Annotated in this window: 16 protein-coding genes; 8 read left to right on the plus strand and 8 right to left on the minus strand. The window is 68.3% G+C overall.

The window, feature by feature from the left end; genetic code table 11:
* Positions 1–128 precede the first annotated feature (128 nt).
* Positions 129–824, minus strand: a complete 696-nt coding sequence (locus FHD68_RS10595; RefSeq protein WP_127897387.1) for a haloacid dehalogenase type II — start codon at positions 822–824, stop codon at positions 129–131.
* A 768-nt stretch (positions 825–1592) separates the two neighbouring features.
* On the opposite strand from FHD68_RS10595, the gene FHD68_RS10600 reads away from it, so the two are divergent.
* The 3 genes from FHD68_RS10600 (at position 1593) to FHD68_RS10610 (ending at position 4751) form a co-directional block, all read left to right on the plus strand.
* Positions 1593–2156 carry a DNA-3-methyladenine glycosylase gene (locus FHD68_RS10600; RefSeq protein ID WP_240542465.1) on the plus strand — a complete coding sequence of 188 codons (564 nt, stop codon included), beginning with the start codon at positions 1593–1595 and terminating at the stop codon, positions 2154–2156.
* Positions 2157–2245: 89 nt separating this feature from the next.
* Complete coding sequence (locus FHD68_RS10605; protein WP_127897388.1) at positions 2246–3478, plus strand: GAF domain-containing sensor histidine kinase; 1233 nt, start codon at positions 2246–2248, stop codon at positions 3476–3478.
* Between the two features lie 85 nt (positions 3479–3563).
* Complete coding sequence (locus FHD68_RS10610) at positions 3564–4751, plus strand: MFS transporter (protein ID WP_127897389.1); 1188 nt, start codon at positions 3564–3566, stop codon at positions 4749–4751.
* Between the two features lie 6 nt (positions 4752–4757).
* On the opposite strand, the gene FHD68_RS10615 is transcribed toward FHD68_RS10610, so the two are convergent.
* The 4 genes from FHD68_RS10615 to FHD68_RS10630 are packed head-to-tail and all read right to left on the minus strand — an operon-like array spanning position 4758 to position 8047.
* Positions 4758–5300: an SAM-dependent methyltransferase gene (locus tag FHD68_RS10615; protein WP_164871363.1), complete on the minus strand. Its 543-nt coding sequence runs from the start codon at positions 5298–5300 to the stop codon at positions 4758–4760.
* Positions 5301–5307: 7 nt separating this feature from the next.
* On the minus strand, positions 5308–5997 hold the full coding sequence (locus tag FHD68_RS10620; RefSeq protein WP_127897391.1) for a PIG-L deacetylase family protein: 690 nt from the start codon (positions 5995–5997) through the stop codon (positions 5308–5310).
* Positions 5994–7034 carry an acyl-CoA dehydrogenase family protein gene (locus FHD68_RS10625; protein ID WP_127897392.1) on the minus strand — a complete coding sequence of 347 codons (1041 nt, stop codon included), beginning with the start codon at positions 7032–7034 and terminating at the stop codon, positions 5994–5996. Before FHD68_RS10625 ends, FHD68_RS10620 begins: the two co-directional genes overlap by 4 nt.
* Positions 7031–8047 carry a glycosyltransferase family 2 protein gene (locus tag FHD68_RS10630; RefSeq protein ID WP_164871364.1) on the minus strand — a complete coding sequence of 339 codons (1017 nt, stop codon included), beginning with the start codon at positions 8045–8047 and terminating at the stop codon, positions 7031–7033. The genes FHD68_RS10625 and FHD68_RS10630 overlap by 4 nt, the downstream gene beginning before the upstream one ends.
* A gap of 13 nt (positions 8048–8060) precedes the next feature.
* Between FHD68_RS10630 and FHD68_RS18995 the strand changes: the two genes are divergently transcribed.
* On the plus strand, positions 8061–8219 hold the full coding sequence (locus tag FHD68_RS18995) for a hypothetical protein (RefSeq protein WP_164871365.1): 159 nt from the start codon (positions 8061–8063) through the stop codon (positions 8217–8219).
* A gap of 68 nt (positions 8220–8287) precedes the next feature.
* On the opposite strand, the gene FHD68_RS10635 is transcribed toward FHD68_RS18995, so the two are convergent.
* Both FHD68_RS10635 and FHD68_RS10640 read right to left on the minus strand, forming a co-directional pair.
* Positions 8288–9085: a sulfotransferase family protein gene (locus FHD68_RS10635; protein ID WP_127897394.1), complete on the minus strand. Its 798-nt coding sequence runs from the start codon at positions 9083–9085 to the stop codon at positions 8288–8290.
* 109 nt (positions 9086–9194) lie between these two features.
* Positions 9195–9635: a pyridoxamine 5'-phosphate oxidase family protein gene (locus FHD68_RS10640; RefSeq protein WP_127897395.1), complete on the minus strand. Its 441-nt coding sequence runs from the start codon at positions 9633–9635 to the stop codon at positions 9195–9197.
* Between the two features lie 194 nt (positions 9636–9829).
* On the opposite strand from FHD68_RS10640, the gene FHD68_RS10645 reads away from it, so the two are divergent.
* Positions 9830–10216, plus strand: coding sequence for a hypothetical protein (locus FHD68_RS10645; protein WP_127897396.1), 387 nt, complete (start codon positions 9830–9832; stop codon positions 10214–10216).
* Positions 10217–10323: 107 nt separating this feature from the next.
* The gene (locus FHD68_RS10650) at positions 10324–10992 is read left to right on the plus strand and encodes a DUF1236 domain-containing protein (RefSeq protein WP_139085692.1); all 669 of its coding nucleotides are present in this window, start codon (positions 10324–10326) and stop codon (positions 10990–10992) included.
* Between the two features lie 280 nt (positions 10993–11272).
* Here FHD68_RS10650 and FHD68_RS10655 read toward each other — a convergent pair whose 3' ends face one another.
* Positions 11273–11806 carry a hypothetical protein gene (locus FHD68_RS10655; protein ID WP_052714768.1) on the minus strand — a complete coding sequence of 178 codons (534 nt, stop codon included), beginning with the start codon at positions 11804–11806 and terminating at the stop codon, positions 11273–11275.
* A gap of 316 nt (positions 11807–12122) precedes the next feature.
* Between FHD68_RS10655 and FHD68_RS10660 the strand changes: the two genes are divergently transcribed.
* Entirely contained in the window at positions 12123–13274 is a 1152-nt protein-coding gene (locus FHD68_RS10660; protein WP_127897398.1) for a glycosyltransferase, read from the plus strand.
* The coding region (locus FHD68_RS10665; protein WP_139085694.1) for a glycosyltransferase at positions 13271–14429 on the plus strand (1159 nt) is incomplete at its 3' end. The genes FHD68_RS10660 and FHD68_RS10665, both read left to right, overlap by 4 nt.

Consider the following 14429-nt stretch of genomic DNA (forward strand, 5'->3'; position numbering starts at 1 on the left):
GATGGGTCTTTTGGCCTGTCATGTCCACACCTGAAGACAAGGCTGGTCAATAGCGGCTCGATCCGATGCATCTACGGAACGGTAACGCCCGGCGGAAACCGGTCTCCAATGCCCCTTGGCATGACCGATCACGCCCCTGCCCGGCCCCAACGCGCGGCGATGGTCTGCGCCAGTCCGGCAAGATCGGGGGCCGTCACGTCAGGCTGCGGCACGCCCGGCAGCACCAGCGCCGCGTTCACGCCATGGGTCACCAGCGCGCCTTTGCCGCCCAGCGCCTGCATCCCGATCGTGTCCCAGACATGGCAGGCCACCAGGCAAAGATCGGACAGCGGTACCGCCAGTGCCTCGGCCACCAGTTGATAGGTCTGGGGCGCGGGCTTGAAACGGTTGGTCGGCTGGACGCTGAAGCTGGCCTCGAAATACTGCGCCAGGCCCGAGCGGTCCAGCGCGGTCCCTCCCGCAGAGGGCGGCGAGTTGGTCAGTGTCACCAGACGGAACCCCCTGTCCCGCAGATGGACCAGCGCCGCCTCGGCATCGGGATGGGCGGGCAGCGTGCCCATCGTCCGGCGCAGCGCATCCTCATGCCCCTCGGTGATCGCCACGCCCCTGATCTTCCCGATCATGCGCAGCACCGCAACGGCCAAGGTGCTGAAATCGCTGCGCAGTCCGGTGATCGTCAGGGTCTGGGAATAGAGGATCAGCTGCGCGAACCAGTCGCGCATGACGGCCCCGTCGCCGAAGATGTCGTCGAACAGCGGACACAGGTGGTCCAGGTCCAGCAATGTCTCGTTGACGTCAAAGACGAGGATGGGGCGCAGGGACATGGGGGCGATCCTGATCGGTTGACGATCATGCAGAACCATCGGTCGCGATTATCGTTCCTTGCGACTGCCCTCCAGCGAAGTTCCGGCCGATGCAGGTTGGACGCCCCTGCTGACCACCATCGCAGGCGGCAGCCGATGCAGCCTTTCCGGTGGTGAAAGGCGCGCTGTAACCCACGTTTTTTCATTGTCACCCGCGTGATCCACTGCGCCGGGACCTGACCGAGAACCGGTCAACCTATGGGCGGTACTGGATGCCACGTGGAAGGCGGTGCGGAACGCCATCGGACCGTCCATGGCCGGGTCCATCACCATCATTGTCTGTTCGTGCCACGCCGGGCCTGGGTCGCTTAAGCATCGGCCATGCATTCGCCTCAGCACCAGAAGGGTGCTGAGGCCAGCCGTCATGGCGGTCCCGATCATCGGCCTGTGGGGCCGCATTGCCTTTGCCACCCTTTCCCGGCTTGAGATCCTGGACGGACGGTCAGCCCGAACGTGGTCGATGTACCGCATGCACTGGACATCCGGGTGTTCAATTTGGGCATTGCGTTGCGTACTGGGATCGGCGGCATGGTGCAGAGGATGCGGGTCTGACCGCTGCCCCCTGTAACCGTCCAGTGGCCGAGGGCACTGCGGCGACACACCAGTCGGTTCTCCATTAAGGACCAGGCGCGGTCCCCGTCCCCTGACCACCCGTCCATGCCAAGGTTTGGCAATCCCGGCACGTTCATGCCACAAGGCCCCTGCCGCAACGGGATCGGAAGGGATGCCATGTCGTCGTTCATGCAGCAGATCGCGGGACTGGACGCCGTGGCCCTGGCCCGTCGGCTGATCGGTGCGCGGCTGACCGTCCGCGGCGCAGGCGGGAGCATCATCGAGACCGAGGCCTATGCCCCCGACGATCCCGCCTCGCACAGCCATCGGGGGCCGACGCCGCGCAACGCCTCGATGTTCGGCCCGGCGGGCCACGCCTATGTCTATCGATCCTACGGCATCCACCTGTGCCTGAACGTCGTGGCGACCCCCGGCGCGGCCGTGCTGATCCGCGCGCTGGACCCCGACACCGGCCTGGACCTGATGCGCGCCCGCCGCCCCGCCCCCCCGCTGTGCAGTGGGCCGGGGCGGTTGACGCAGGCGCTGGACATCCGGCCCGACGATGACGGCGCCGCCTTCGACGGTCCCGATTTCGGCATCGTCCTGGTGGCGGCGGTGCCCGATCTGCTGGTCGGGCCGCGGATCGGGATCAGCCGGGCGCAGGACCTGCCATGGCGGTTCGGCCTTGCCGGGGCGGCGGGGCTCAGCCGGCCATTCCCGCGGGCGCGCCCGGATCGCTGACGGCGGGGCTGCGGAAAAGACACTGTGCATTCCCGCCGCCCTGCAATACAGATGCGGGCCGACAAACCGTCCAATGCCGGGGATCATCGATGGATTTGCACAGCAGCGACCACCCCAGGCAGGACCACGCGGCCTATCAGGCCGGACAGCATGATTTCCAGTCCGACATCCAGCGCCTGGCCGAGAACGAGCTGGTCGGGACGATCCTGGAGACGGTGATGCTGGCCACGCGGATGCGCTTTGCCGGGGTGGCGCGCGTCACCGCCGACCGGTGGGTCGCGTGCCGCACCGTCGACGACCTGAAATTCGGGATCGCCGCGGGCGACGAGATCGAGATCGGGTCGACCTTCTGCCAGACGGTCCGCAAGACCTCCGAGATGATCATCTTCAACGAGGCGTCGTCCGACCCGGTCTATCGCGACCATCCCATCGCCGCGGCCTTCGGCATCGTCAGCTATGCCTCGGTGCCGATCTTTCGCGGCGACGGCAGCTTCTTCGGCACGCTGTGCGCCATCGACACCGAAACCAAGGACGTGAACAACGCCCGCACCGTCGCGATGCTGAAGATGTTCGCCACCATCATCGGCGGCACGCTGGACACCGCCGAACGGCTGGACGCCCAGGAACGCATGATCGAACAGGAACGCAAGCTGGTCCGCATCCAGGAGGAGTTCACCGCCATCCTGGGCCATGACCTGCGCAACCCCGTCACCGCCCTGCGGTCGGGCATCCGTATGCTCGGCAAGGAGCCGCTGACCGAACGCGGCCGCGGCCTGATCGGGCTGATGCAGTCCTCGCTGCACCGGATGGGCGAGTTGGTCGAGAACATGATGCTGCATGCCAAGGCGCGGCTTGGCGACGGGATCACTGTCGCGGCCACGCCCGACGCCCCCCTGGGCGACGCCATCGCCCAGGTCGTGGCCGAGATCCGTCTGGCCGCGCCCCAGCACCGGGTCACGACCGAGCTGGATTTCGGCGGGCCGGTCTGCTGCGATCCGTCACGCATCGCGCAGGCGGTGTCGAACCTGGTGTCGAACGCCATCAACCATGGCGACGCCGACACCCCGGTGACCGTGCGTGGCCGCCGCACCGACGGCGCCGTCGTGATCGAGGTCCAGAACGAGGGCGAGCCGATCCCTGAGGCCGCCCAACGCGCCATCTTTCAGCCGTTCCAGCGGGGCCGGACCGCTGAAAGTTCCGGGCTGGGCTTGGGCCTGCACATCGCGTCGTCCATCGCGCAGGCGCATGGCGGCACGATCGCGGTCGCCTGCGGGGACGGCACGACGACTTTCAGCCTGACCTTTCCCGTCCTGCCCGCCTGACCGCGCGCGCCATCCGAAACGGTTGCCCCCCGTCGCCCCGATCGGCCATCCTGCCCCCTGACGCAATCGCCAGTCGGGACGATCGATGACCAGACCCCAAGGACGCCACCGGCTGCCCCCCATCGCGGTGATCGCGATCGCGCAGCTGTTCGGGACATCGCTGTGGTTCAGCGCCAACAGCGCGGCAGAGGGGCTGATGCAGGCCTGGGGCGCGACCGCGGCCGATATCGGCCTGCTGACCAATGCCGTGCAGGCGGGCTTCATCGTCGGCACGCTGGTCATGGCGGTTGGCGGCCTGGCGGACCGGTTCGCCGCCAGCGCGATCTTCGTCGTCTCGGCCCTGGCGGGGGCGGCGTTCAACCTGGGTTTTGCATGGCTGGCCCAGGATGTCGCGACCGGCGCGGGGTTCCGGTTCCTGGTGGGGCTGTCGCTGGCCGGGATCTATCCCATCGGCATGAAGATGATCGTCAGCTGGGCGCCCGACCGCGCGGGACAGTCGCTGGCCCTGCTGGTGGCGATGCTGACGCTTGGCACCGCGCTGCCGCATCTGCTGCGTTCGACCGCGGGGGCGGTGCCGTGGCAATGGGTGGTCGCGACCTCGTCGGGTCTGGCCGTCATCGGCGCCGCCATGATCCGCGCCCTGGGCGACGGCCCGCATCTGGCGCGCCCCGCCCATCGCGGCAGCGCCGGCGCCCTGCGGGCCTTTGCCATCCCCCGGTTCCGTGCCGCCGCCTTCGGCTATTTCGGCCACATGTGGGAGCTTTATGCCTTCTGGACCATCACCCCCCTGCTGGTGGCCGCCACCGGTCTGGCGGACGCCTATCCGGGGCTTGGCGTGTCGGGCCTGTCCTTCCTGATCATCGGTGCCGGGGCCGCGGGGTGCCTGGCGGGCGGCAGCCTGGCCCGCGTCCTGGGCAGCGCACCGATAGCCCTTGCCGCGCTGATCCTGTCGGGGGCAAGCGCCCTTTGCGTGGTCACGCTGTGGCCGGTGCTGCAGCCGGGCTGGCTTCTGGTCCTGCTGGTGGTCTGGGGCGCCACCGTCGTCGCGGATTCGCCGCAATTCTCGGCCCTCTCCGCGCGTGCCTGTCCGCAGGATGCGGTAGGGGCCTCGCTGGCCATCCAGAACGCCATCGGCTTTGCCATCACGGTCGCATCGATCGCGCTGACGACGGCGCTGTTCCAGCGCATCGGCCCCGCGGCCGTCTGGCTGCTGATCCCCGGGCCCGTCGTGGGTGTCCTGGGCTTCGTGATCGCCGCGCGCCCGCGGCGGTGATCCCGATCAGGCCGGAAGGGCAAAGCGGTCGATGCGAAAGCCGTCATGCACCGTGCTGTGCGATGGTCCCAGGACAGCCTGCAGAATGGCCACGGCCCTTGGTCCGTCCAGCGCCTCGTCGGTCGGGCCGGTCCAGTTGACGGCGATCACCGGGCCCGTCGCCCGGGCGCGCAGCCAGCCGCCAAGACCGGTGATCTCCTCGGGGGTCAGGAAATACAGCACCTCGGACAGCAGGACCAGATCGGGGCGCAGGTCCGGCAGGTCCTGGGGCGCGCAGCCCTGCAGGACGGTGACCTGCGGCAGGGGGGCCAGTACCTGCCGCGCCGACCGGATCGCGGCGGGGATGCAGTCCATCACCGTCAGGCGGTCGCACCGGTCGGCCAGTCGCCGCGCCAGCGTGCCGTTGCCGCACCCGATCTCCAGCGCGGCCCTGAACGGGCCGTGCCCGATGGCGTCAAGCGTGGCGGCGTACTTGCCGGCCTCATAGGGGCTGGTGCGGTGATCCCAGGGATCGTCGCTGGCGGCATAGAGGCGGGCCAGATGGTCCACCGTGTCCCTATGGGGCAATGACGATCTCCGGATGGGTCAGGAAATGGGCCTGATGAGTGTCGGTCATGACGAACCCCGTCGGGTCGTCGTCGATCAGCCCGGTCATCTGCGACCTGTGACAGGCCAGCGCGCGCCGCTTGGCCGCCACCGCCGCATCCGAGGCCGCGATCAGCCGGACCTCCGCCGCGCGGTCGGTGAACCGCCCCCAGACCGGATAGAAGGCCAGCGCGAGATCCGCCCGCATGGCGGTAAGGCGCATGGCAAGACGCGCGACCTGCTGATGATCGACATGCGGGTCGTGTTCCCAGGTCGCAAGCACCAGCGCGTCGGGCGCGATCAGCGCCGACACCCGTTCCGCCGCCTGCGCGTCGTCGGGGGCGGCACAATCGGGATAGCCAAGGCAGGTGACCCGCGCCGCTGGCGCCAGGATCGCGCAGGCGGCGCGCAGTTCCGCCGCACGCGTCGCGGCCAGCACCAGGGCGGGCCAGCGCCGCGATCCGGGATGCGAGCGCGTGCCGTCGGTCACGCAGATGACGTGACACGGGGTGCCCTGCGCGGCCGCATCGAACAGCAGCGCGCCGCAGCCCAGCGTCTCGTCATCGGGATGCGGGGCCAGGATGACCAGTGGGCGGCCCTGCACCAGCGAAGCGGGCGTCAGCGACGGGGCAGATGCCGCATGGTCCAGAAAGCCGCTCATCCGATCCACCGCTGGTGCAGGTCGGGGTCGGCCAGGATCCGGTCCACCGATGACAGGGCCAAGGCATCCGGCCCCGCCTGCCGCAGGTACAGGCTTAGATCCCGCCGGATGCGGTCGGCCGGATGCGCCGTGGCGAATGACGCGGCCCCCAGCGCCTGGTCCATGTTGGCCAGCAGGGCCACGGCCTCGTCTGTCGTGCGCAGGCGGGCCAGGATCGCGGCCTGGGCATCGGCTGCGGTCGCGGCGGGACGCTCGATCCGGCAGGCGGCCTGGGCCAGCCACAGGCGGGCCGTCTCGCAGGCCGTGATCATGCGGTGCAGGCGCATCGCCTGAAGGGGGGCATCCTGCTGGCTGCGGGCGCGCAGCTGATCGGCGGTCAGGGCCGTCAGCCTACGCATCGCCCCCAGTTGGACCGCGGCATAGCGCCAGACGCCGCCGTGGAAATGCGGCTCGGTCAGATAGGCGTCGGGCGCGCCCAGGGTCACGGCCTCCGCCACGGCCAGCCCGTCCAGGTCGCAGCGACCCGATGCGGTGGCCTTCATCCCCGACATGTCCCATTCGCCGGGAAACAGCCGCCCGTCCAGCTGGTCGCGCGCGAACATCAGCAGGTGCAGCCCGGCATCCGACCGCACGGTGACGATCATGTGGTCCAGCACGTCCGCACCGCTAGCGAACAGCTTCTGCCCGCGGATGACCGAACCCTCGATCCGTGCGGGGTCGGGACCGTCGGCGCCCCAGATGCCGTAAAGCGCCCCCTGCGCCACGGGCGCGGTCGGACCGTCATGCAGCATCAGCAGCTTGACGGCGTTCACATGCCCCTCGAACAGCCGCCCGGCGGACAGGTTCGCGCCGCCCACCCGCTGCAGCGCGTCAAGCAATACCAGCGGATCACGCGGGTGATGGGCCAAGGTCAGACATTCCGCCAACAGCCCGCTGTCGCGCAATGCCGCTGCCAAGGCAGGGCCCGACGGGCCGTCGGCACCGTCCGGCAGAGCATCGGCGATCATCCGTTCGGCACGGTCGATGGCGTCGGTCATCCGACCACCATCGCGGCGTGCCGGTCGGACCAGCGGGCAAAGTCCGGATCGACGGTCCCGTCGACCAGCGCCGCCAGATCCGCCAGCCGCGCCTCCAGGTCCGAGGCGCGCAGCTGCGGGCCGGCCGGAACGCTGCGGTCGGGATAGGCGCGGATGGTCCCTGACATCGCCTCGTCCCACATCGCGCGCAGCGCGTCGGGCAGGATCATGGCCTGATCGGCCAGCGGATCGGCATCCTGCATCCGGTGGCGCAGGCAGGCAGCCATGCCGCCATCGGCGCGCCCCTGCAGTCGCCCGGACACACGCGCCGTCATGTCGCAGGAATAGCGGACGGCCAGCCCATGCGCCTCGGCCCGAAAGACCAGGGCGCGATCCTCTCCGAAATCCAGCGCCGGCAGGCCGCCGATGGCCCGGTACAGATCCGCGCGGATCGCCATCGACGCGCCGGATTCCATGTAATGCAGGGTCTGCGACTGCGCGGACTGGCGCCCCGCCACCTGGTCCAGCCGGTGGCGGACCCGGCGCAGCAGCGCGCTGTAGCCCTCCTCGGCCCGGGTGATGCGCGCGCCCGAAGGGGTGGCCAGAACATGCGGGACGTCGGCGCTGATCGATCCGCAGACCAGATCGGCCCCGTCACCCATCGCGTCCAGCGCGGCCCGGATCCAGCCCTGCGCCGGGATCGCGTCGGCATCCGTCGTCATCAGCAGCCCGCCGGTCCTGGCGGCCAGGTCCATCGCCACCCGCCGCGCGCGCCCGGCACTGGCGGTCGATACCGGAAAGGTGACGGAATGCACTGACACCTGCAGCGCAGGGCTGCGGAAGGACCGGGCGATCCGTTCGCTGGCATCTGTGCAGTTGTTGGCCAGCACCAGGGCCGTGAAGGGCAGATCACAGGCTTGGGCGGCCCCGGCCAGCGCCTGCAGCAGCCGGTGCAACCGCTTGGCCTCGTCGCGCACGGGGATGGCGACGGTGACGTGGCGCAGTGCGGGACGGGTATCGTGCCAAGGGGTCATTAGCATCCGTATCATGCAGGAAGGTCCGGCCGGGGCGGTCGAGCGGCGACGGATGCATGACCGGATTGTCCTGCGCATCCCCCTGCAAAACGGACGCATGACAGGGCAGTTCCTGAACCTGCGCCTGATAAAGATCAGGCTTCATGGCATCGGTTCCCTGAAATCGGCATGATTTCAGCAGGCTATGGTCAGGTGCAGGACGGCGACTTTCTTCAGGCGCAGTGTCCCGCCTTCGTTCCATCAGCCGGTGATGGCCTTTCCACCTGTCCAGGCGTCTTCGGCCGCTGTCCTGACCGACCGCAACGGGTGGGACAAGCGAGGACCGACAGGTCTTACCTCAAGCCCCGGTCCATAGCCCCATGCCGCGGCACGCTCTGCCTGCGACGGGGTCATCTGCGGCGCCGATCCGTAGTCCAGATTGCCGTCCCGGACCGTCGCGTCCATCCGGGACGGGGAAAGCGACATGAAGGCGTGAACGCTGTTCACCACCGCCGCGGGCGATGCCACCAGATCCTCGTACCGGATGACCATGGCCGCGTGCAGGTGGGACAGGTCCTGCTGCATCTGAGAGTGCGCGTCCAGCCAGTGGTCGATCAGCTGATGGGCTGGCCCATCGACCCATTTCGCGACCGCTGCCGCCACGGCCTCGGGGTGGCGGATGATCAGCACGAATTGCGACAGCGGGAACAATTGCTGGTACAACCGTGTCCGCGTCAGGTTCACCGGCGACTTCTCGACCCGCCACGGACGATCGCCGTCGAACCATCGGTTCCAGTCGTGTTCCAGGCGCAGGCGGGTCTCCAGCCGGTCCAGCGGGTGGCCCTCGGTCAGGTGCTGACGCGGATCGGTCGCGAAATTCATCGGTCGGCCGTGCTGCGCGGTATGGGGGATGGCGCCCTGCAGATAGCACCCCTCGTTCTCGGGCACCGGCGCATCGCTGATCGTGGTCACCGCGTCATGCGCCGCCACCAGCCGCGTCAGAAGCGATGTCCCGGACCGGTGCAGGCCACCGACGAAAAGATAGCGGTGATGCTGCATCAGGATGCCTTTCCCCTGTCGAAATATCGCTTGATCGTCTTCAGACCGAGGTCGTTGAAAGACCCGCGGACGGCATGCCGGCCCGCGGGTCTTTCGGGATTGCGATGGGTCAGGCCCGAGGGGCGACCTCGCCCTCTTCCTCGCCGTCCCAGTAATGGATGCGCACGGCGGCGACCTTGATCAGCGCCATGCCCGGTGTATCGATGCCGTCCGGAAACCACCGTTCCAGATCGCTGGTCCAATGGTCGGCGAACGTGGCCTTGTCGCGGATGATGCCGGCCTCGCCCTCGACGGCCACGAACAGCGGCGGCGCGCCCAGAATGCCTGCGCGCCCCTGGAACGACAGGGCGACATGGGGGTCGCGTTCGATGTCGGACACGGTGCGCGTGTCGTCATAGGTGAAGTAATAGCTGTCGCCATCCCATTCGACATCGGAATTGTTGCTCATGGGACGGGTGGCAAGCTGGCAACCCTCGGTCCGGGTGGTCAGCATGGCAAAGTCGATCTTGCCCATCGCCTTTGCCAGATCGCCTATGGTTCTGTCGGACATGTGAACTCCTGACTGCCGTATCGGCTTCTGGCACATCAACGCGCGGCCGTGGTCATTCGATCCATGCCCCCTGCATCGCGGTGATCCTTCGCGCGATCACCGGCATTCACATGACCGGCAGGGTGCGGCAACCCACGCGCCGGTCGGAGGTTGTCCTTTGCTCCGTTGTCGGAGCCAGCATCAGGAGCATGACGATGACCCCAACCTTTCCAGGGATTGCCTTGGCGACCGCGCTGACGCTCGCCTTGGTCGCACCCGTCGCGGCCGATCCGGGCCGCGGGCGCCATCACGACAACGACCGCAACCACGCCCATCAGGGGTGCCCGCCGGGCCTTGCCAAGAAATCGCCGTCCTGCGTTCCGCCGGGTCAGGCAAAGCGCGATGAGTTCCGCTATGGCCGCGGCGTCGGCGACAGGCTGCGCGTCGAGGACTATGTTCTGGTCCGCGACCTGAACCGTTACGATGTCGAACGCCGGGAGGGTTGGCGCTATTACCGCAGCGACGATCAGTTGTACCGGGTCGATGCCGAGACGCGTCAGATTCTGGCCGTGATCAACCTGGCCCGCGCGCTTTTCAACTGAAAATTGCATTTTATGCATTTGTGAACGGACCGGTTCGGAACCGCCGATCGGTGCGGCAAGTTTGCACCGCATCATCGGGCAGCATGCCCGAGAGACAGGAGATTACCATGAAAGCGTATCTTGTTCCGACCTTGGTTGCGGCCCTGACGATTGCGGGGGCCGCCTCGGCGCAGACGATGGCCACCGTTGCCACGGATTTGAACGTCCGGTCCGGCCCGGGCGTCCAGCACGGCGTGATCGGCGCCATCGGCGCGGGGGACGAGGTGTCGGTCCTGGGCTGCATCGACAGCGCGAACTGGTGCCAGGTCAGCGGCGACGGTCTGGAGGGCTGGGCCTATGGCGACTATCTGAACGTCAAGGCGGGCGACGAGGTCGTGTCGCTTTATCCCAACCGCGAGACGGTCGGTGTGACCATCATCGAGGCCCCCGTTGAGGACCCGACCACCGGGCAGGACGCCGCTGTGGGCGGTCTGGGCGGCGCGGCGATGGGTGCGCTGATCGGCGGCCCGGTCGGGGCGGTGGCCGGTCTTGCCATCGGCGGCGCGACCGGTGCTGCCGCAGCCGAGGAGCCCACGACCGAAGTGACCACCTATGTCACGTCGAACACGGTGGATCCCGTCTATCTGGACGGAGAGGTCGTGATCGGCGCGGGCGTTCCGGAAAACGTGACGATCTACGAGATCCCGGATCAGCCGGATTATCGCTATGCTCATATCAACGGCCAGACGGTGCTGGTGAACCCGCAGGATCGTCAGATCATGTATATCTATCGCTGACCTTCGCGGAAACGGCGGGCGCGGTCTTTGGGGTCCTGCCCGCCGGACCTGGATTGCTAAAAGCGTAGGTCTGACGGCGGCGGTCCATTCATCCAGTCATTGAGCCTTGGGACTGCCGGCAAGGGCGATTCCGCGTTTCAGTCTGTCCACGACGGATCGACCACGTCGGCCAGATTTTGCAGAATTGTCTATGTTGCGATCTGAAATCGGCGGACGCTCACTGCCGTCGCCTGCTGTTCCACAGTCACCGCTGCGCCCTGCTAACGGGCGCAGCGTGTCGTCACATCGCCTCCAGCTGGTCGACCGCTTCCTGACAGGCAGCCTCGTCTCCTTCGGCAAGGGCACGCTCCGCATCGGCGATCAGGCTGTCGCGATCGGGCATGGCCTCGTCTCCCTCGGCCTCTTCCGCGGCGGTCGGTTCGCCTTCCTGCTGCGCCTGGACGTCGCTGCCGGACATGGCGACGGCCGTTCCGGGCTCTGCCTCCGTTCCCTCCAGCGGCGCAAGCGAGCCGTCCTTGGCGATGCCCTCGCCCGAGGCGCTGTCGGCCCCATCGGCTGCGGGCATGTCGGACGACGCATCGGCCGACGCCTCGGGGGCATCCGCCTGGGCGTCATCGCCCGCCGGCTGCTCCAGCGGCGCCAGCGATCCGTCCTTGGCAATGCCCTCGGTCCCGCCTGACGCAGCACCCGCGCTGTCGCCGGTCATCGCGGCGGTATCGGTAAAGCGTGCCAGATCGGCGGCGCAATCCGCCTGCGCCATGCCGGCAAATGCGCAGATCGCGCAGCCGGCCATCCAGGTCATCGAATACTTCATGTCTCGTCTCCCATGATGCAGCGTCTCCTCCTCAGAAGACGTAATGAAGCTCCTGCCTGCGCCCGATGTTCCAGCAGATGACCTATAACGTTTGCTAATCAGCACCTGTCCGGCCGGGCGGTCGGCACCGAACGCCGCAACCCGCCAAGCCGATGAAAGGCAACGGGTTCGCCCGAACGGCGCATGACACAGAGTGCAAAACCTGCCCCAGCAACGCTGACATTAATCAAGTTGCGTGGTCGTTAACCCTGATCTTAGCTGAAACATGTCGTGAACATCGCAATGTCCTACGGCGTTCTCTTTCAGCGGCGGCCCCATGCATTCTCGTCGTCTTGTCGTCATCTCGGATCATTGCAGCGATGGTCCGCCGGTCCCGGTGACGCATCCGGCGCAGATCGACACCATCCTGCCGCCGCCCCCGACGGGACAGGTCTCCGTCACCGGCGGCTATCTGGAACGCCTGCCCTTGGCAGCGATCGCGGCGGGCATCGTCGATACCGCCGAGATCTGGAGCTTTGCCGGGCGCTGCGGCGAATCCGATGCCAGCCTGGGCCTTGCCGCGGGCCGGGCCGATCCGGACCGCCCCGGCCTGACGCGGCGCGTCTTTCGCGCCGATGCGCATGACGCGCCTTATGGATCGGCCGAGGCGGTGCGCCATCTGCACCAGACCGGCGCGCCCGACATCCTGTGCGTCTGGGGCCTGGGGGTCGGGCATGACATCATGGATGTGGCACGCGGTGCGGTCACCATCTACAATTCGATCGACGCCCCGGCACTGCGGATCCCCGACGACCTGGCGGCGCGGTTCGACCTGTTCCTGACCGGCGCCCCTTGGCAATCGGCCGAAATAAGGGCGCGTATCCCCGGCGCCCGCACGCGCGTGCTGCCCATCGGCCCGAACTTTGCGTCCGACGTGACCTTTCATCCGACCGGTGCGGCCAAGGATCGCGACGTGGTCTATGTCGCCTGCGCGCAGCCCTACAAGCGCCACGACATCCTGTTCGACGCGATGGAGCGCCGCCCCGGCACCACGGCCCTGCTGGTCGTCGGATACGGCGACGACGACCTGCGCGCCGACGCCGACCGCCGCGGCCTGGACGTCGAGATCGTGGGCCCCCCGGGGGTGGATCATGATGCCGTCAACCGGCTGATCAACCGCGCCCGCGTCGGTGTGGTGTGCGGTCAGCATGACGGCGCCCCCGCGATCCTGACCGAATATCAGCTGGCTGGCCTGCCGGTGCTGGCCAATGCGGACCTGGTCTGCGGGCTGGACCACGTGCCTGCATCGGCCGGGACCATCGCATCCCCCGGCGCGCCCTTTGCCGCCGCGCTGGACGGGCTGCTGGCATCGCCGCCCGCCGATCCCCGCCCCGACGCGATCGCCCGATGGGGCTGGCGCGCCAGCATCGCCTGCCTTGGCCAAGACATCGACGCGATCCGCAGCGGTCGCCGGAAGGAGCCGTCATGACGCCCCGCGACCTGTCGCACCCCGCGACGACCGACAAGCCCGCCCTGATCTGCCTGTCGCATCTGCGATGGGATTTCGTGACCCAGCGGCCTCAGCACCTGATGGACCGCTTTGCCCGCGATTACCGCGTGCTGTTCTGGGAGGAGGCAATCCCCACCACGCATCACCTGCCCTATCTGGAGTTCCACGCCTTTCACGGCACGACCGTCCAGGCCGTGCGCCCCCGCATTCCCGACCGCTGGTCGCCCCAGGATCAGGCCGCGGGCCTGGTGGGTCTGTTCGACCAGATGCTGGCCCTGAACGGGATCGTGCGCCCGGTCCTGTGGCTGTACACGCCGATGATGTGGCCCGTCGTGCAGCATGTCGATGCGGCGGCCGTGGTCTATGACTGCATGGACGAGCTGGCCTCGTTCCGCTTTGCGCCGCCCGCGCTGGCCGGGCTGGAGGCCGCGCTGATGGCATCGGCGGATCTGGTGACCACCGGCGGCTGGTCCCTGTGGGAGGCGCGGCGCAACGATCACGCCAATATCCACGCCTTCCCCTCCTCGGTCGAGACGGGGCATTTCGCGACCGCACGGACGGGACTTGCCGAACCCGACGATCAGGCCGGCCTGCCCGGCCCGCGGCTTGGCTGGTACGGGGTGATCGACGAACGCGTCGATCTGGACCTGATCGCGGGACTGGCCGCGGCGCGGCCCGACTGGTCGGTGGTGATGATCGGTCCGGTGGTCAAGATCGACCCCGCCAGCCTTCCCCAGGCGCCCAACCTGCATTGGCTGGGCCAGAAGAGCTACGACCAGCTGCCCGCCTATCTGGCGGGGTGGGACGTGGCGCTGATGCCCTTCGCGATGAACGAGGCGACGCGATACATCTCTCCGACCAAGACGCCGGAATATCTGGCCGCCGGATGCCCGGTCGTGTCCACCCCGGTGCGCGACGTGGTGCGCCAGTACGGCCATCTGCACGCGGTCCGCATCGCCGACGGCCCGGCGGCCTTTGTTGCGGCCTGCGCCGATGCGCTGGCGGATGCCCCGGCCGACACCTGTACCGAGGCCGACGCGGTGCTGGCCCGCCAAAGCTGGGACCTGACGCAGGCCCGCATGGCGGCGCTGCTGGACCGGGCGGTCGACCGACGCCGGCGGCCTGCCGTGCCCC

Source organism: Paracoccus marcusii (assembly GCF_006151785.1).
Taxonomy (GTDB): Bacteria; Pseudomonadota; Alphaproteobacteria; order Rhodobacterales; family Rhodobacteraceae; genus Paracoccus; species Paracoccus marcusii.